Annotated in this window: 1 protein-coding gene and 3 pseudogenes; all 4 read left to right on the top strand. The window is 65.1% G+C overall.

What is annotated here, in order from left to right; translation table 11 throughout:
* Positions 1-328: pseudogene (locus VAE54_RS10340) on the top strand (hypothetical protein); the annotation flags it as partial.
* 26 nt (positions 329-354) lie between these two features.
* A pseudogene (locus tag VAE54_RS10335) lies at positions 355-2,614 on the top strand (CpaF family protein); the annotation flags it as partial.
* Between the two features lie 21 nt (positions 2,615-2,635).
* Positions 2,636-2,956 carry a hypothetical protein gene (locus tag VAE54_RS10330; RefSeq protein WP_322801883.1) on the top strand — a complete coding sequence of 107 codons (321 nt, stop codon included), beginning with the start codon at positions 2,636-2,638 and terminating at the stop codon, positions 2,954-2,956.
* An 80-nt stretch (positions 2,957-3,036) separates the two neighbouring features.
* A pseudogene (locus VAE54_RS10325) lies at positions 3,037-3,393 on the top strand (hypothetical protein); the annotation flags it as partial.

The following is a 3,393-nucleotide window of genomic DNA, read 5'->3' as shown; positions in this document are numbered from 1 at the left end:
GGCCAATTGCATCCGGGTTCCGTCCACGGTTCAGGGGTATGCCAATGATCCGACGGATCAGTATGATTTCTTCCAGTTTTATATAGATACGACGGGGCCCATCACCTTAACGCTCCAGGTGACATCTGAAGTGGATCTGGATCTGTATCTTCAGCATGAGTCGGATGTGGGCGTGCGATGGACGGCCTGGTCCAATCGAACGGGCGCGGGGGTCAATGAGCAGATCGTTTATCCGGTCGATGCCGCCCATCTCGGCCGGTTCTACGTGCTGGTCTATCGATACAGTGGGCTCAGCCCGTCCCCTTATTCTTTGACGGTCACGCGCTGAAACGGGAGGCTGGCGTCCCCCCACAGATGGTGTGGGCTCCTTTTCCGGGGTTCTTCTGGCGCGGGGGAAGAAGCCTGCTGGCCTTTCGAAGCTCCATCTCGCGATCTGTTCCGAAGAGGAGGAATCCGATGGCGGTCCTGGAGCGACTGGAAGCCGCGCGGCGGGGGGATGGCGCCCGGACGGAGGAGCGGTCCTCCCTGCGGGCCCTGGCCAAGCACTATCGGCGGCGCCTGATGGAGGAGAGGGATCTGGGCGCGCTGCTCCAGCTTCCTCGCTCGATCCTTCGGGCCCGCCTGGAGGCGATGCTGGCCCAGATGATCCGGGGGGAGGGGGAGATCCTTTCCCCTACGATGCAGGCCGAGATCGTCAACCTGATCCTGGATGAAACCGTCGGCCTCGGCCCTCTGGAGGCCTTGCTTCGCGACCCGCAGATTACGGAGATCATGGTCAACTGGCGGGCCCGGCCCGAGGAGGAAGGGCGGGCGGAGGTTTTCGTGGAGCGTTTCGGTCGCCTGGAGCGCCGGGAGGATGTGGAGTTCGAAGACCGGGAACACCTCCTTCATATCATAGATCGCATCCTTGCCCCTCTGGGACGGCGCCTCGACGAGAGCAACCCCCGGGTGGATGCCCGGCTGCCCGACGGGAGTCGGGTGGCCGCCGCCATTCCCCCCATCGCCGTGGATGGCCCGGTCCTGAGCATCCGGCGCTTTCGGGAACGGCCATTCACCATAGAGGATCTTATCGCCAACGGCACCCTCACCGAGACCATGGCCGCTTTCCTGAAGGCCGCTGTGCGGGCCCGCCTGAATATCCTGGTCTCCGGGGGAACCGGGTCTGGCAAGACCACGCTTCTCAACGTGCTGGCCGGTTTTATCCCGCCCGAACAGCGAGTGATCACCATCGAGGATATCGCGGAGCTGCGCTTCTATGAGCAGCACCCCCACGTGGTGCGCCTGGAGGCCCGCCCTCCGAATGTGGAAGGAAAGGGCGAGATCACCATCCGGGACCTCGTCCGCCTTTCCCTGCGCATGCGGCCGGACCGGATCGTGGTGGGGGAAGTCCGGGGCGGCGAGGCCCTGGATATGCTCCAGGCGATGAACACCGGCCACGAGGGATCCATGACCACGGTGCATGCGAACTCTCCCCAGGAGGCCTTTTCCCGGCTGGAGACGATGGTCATGTGGGCGGAGGCGGCCCAGCAGCTCTCCTTGCGGGCGATCCGGGAGCAGCTGGCCACCATCGATCTGGTGGTCCAGATGGCCCGCCTGCCGGGCGGCGAGCGCAAGGTGGTGACCATTACGGAGGTCCAGGGATTGAAAGGAGATCAGCTGATCCTCAAGGATCTGTTCGTCTACTATCAGCTCGGCATCGATGAGATGGGGCGGGCCTACGGATATTTCACGCCCACTGGGGTGCGACCGCGTAGCCTGGGCCGCATGCGCCGCTGGGTCGATCCGGCGGAGGTGGATCGGATCGAGGCGGCCATGCGGGTGGATCCCCTGGAGGGGCGCCTGCCTCCCGATGTGCTGCGGGATCCTTCGGTCACCGAGATCATGATCAATGGCCCCCGCCAGGTGTTTGTGGAGCGTCAGGGCCAGCTGCAGCCGGTCTCTCCCGATCGCCTGAACATCCGGGATGAGCTGCAGCTGATGGAGATGGCGGCGGTGATGGCCGCCCACGCCGGCCGGCGCATCGATGAGAAGCGCCCTCTGGTGGATGCCCGGCTGCCGGATGGAAGCCGGGTGAACATCGTGTTGCCGCCGCTCTCCCTCAATGGACCGGTGATCACCATCCGCCGGTTCCGAAAGGAGCTGATCCACCCCGAGGATCTCATCCGTCGGGCCTCTCTGGAGCGCCGGATGGCCATCTTCCTGCGGCGGGCCGTGCAGGCCCGGCTGAACATCCTGGTCATCGGCGGCACCGGCAGCGGGAAGACCACCCTGCTTAACCTGCTGGCCTCTTATATTCCAGAGGAGGAGCGCCTCATCACCATCGAGGACACCGCAGAGCTCCGCCTGAACCGGCCCCACTGGGTCCGTCTGGAGACCCGCTCGGCCGATGAGTTCGGGGAAGGGGAGATCACCATCCGGGATCTGGTGATCAACGCCCTGCGGATGCGATCGGATCATCGTGGGGGAAGTGCGGGGCGGCGAGGCCCTGGACATGATTCAGGCCATCAACACCGGCCATCCCGGCTCCATGACCACCCTGCACGCCAACTCGCCGGAGGACGCCTTCGCCCGGCTGGAGACCATGCTGCGGATGGCCCGGGAGGGGGCCGATCTCCCGGAGGCCGCCCTCCGACGCATGATCTGCGCCTTCAACCTGGTGGTCCAGGTCGCTCGCCTGGTCGATGGCACCCGCAAGGTGATCCGGATCGATGAGGTGGTCGGGGTCCAGGAGAACCTGATCCGAACGGAGCCGATCTATGTGTTTCGACCGGTGGGGACAGCGGAAGATGAAGAGCGGGTGCGGGGTTATTTCGCGGCGACGGGGTATCGTCCGGCCCTCTGTCTGCGGCGCCTTGAGGAACATGGGGTGACTTGGTCGCCCGATCTGTTCGATCCTCAGCCGCGCATCTGGGTGGAAGGGGAGCGCTGGATCCAGGCGCCGGAGGAGGAGGCATGACCCGTTGACTCCTTGAGGGATGCGGGTTTTCCGCTGGAGGGCAAGGGCATCCCGTTGAGCTTTCAGCGGGAAGGTGAGCGATGAAGGCAGGGGAAGGGAAACGCTGGTGGCTGGACGAGAAGGGGCTGCAGACGCTGGAGTGGGTGGCGATCGGGCTGGTGATCCTGGCCCTGATGGGGGCGGTGGCCTTCTGGATCACTTATCGGGCTTCGGAGTCGACCGGGCGGACGGTGGGGGAGACGATTGCGCATTTCTTTGAGTGCGCGAAGCGGATGGACTGGGATTGCGCGCGGGAGGGGTTGGGGGGAACGGGGCAGGGGGAGACGCGACGCGATCTGGGGTGGTGTGTGAGGCATCCCCTGGATTGCTGGCGGGAGGTGGTGTGGCCGGGGATTCAACGGGGGGCCAAGGCGTTCTGGGAAGGCGTGAAGTGGGTG

Origin of the sequence: Thermoflexus sp., assembly GCF_034432235.1 — a bacterium.
Classification (GTDB): Bacteria; Chloroflexota; Anaerolineae; order Thermoflexales; family Thermoflexaceae; genus Thermoflexus.
The sequence above is the reverse complement of the archived record's forward strand: the minus strand, read 5'-3'. Positions and strand labels throughout refer to the sequence as shown.

Excerpts from the sequence above, each read along its gene's own strand:
- VAE54_RS10330 (WP_322801883.1), top strand. The coding sequence starts at position 2,636 with ATGATCTGCGCCTTCAACCTGGTGGTCCAGGTCGCTCGCCTGGTCGAT.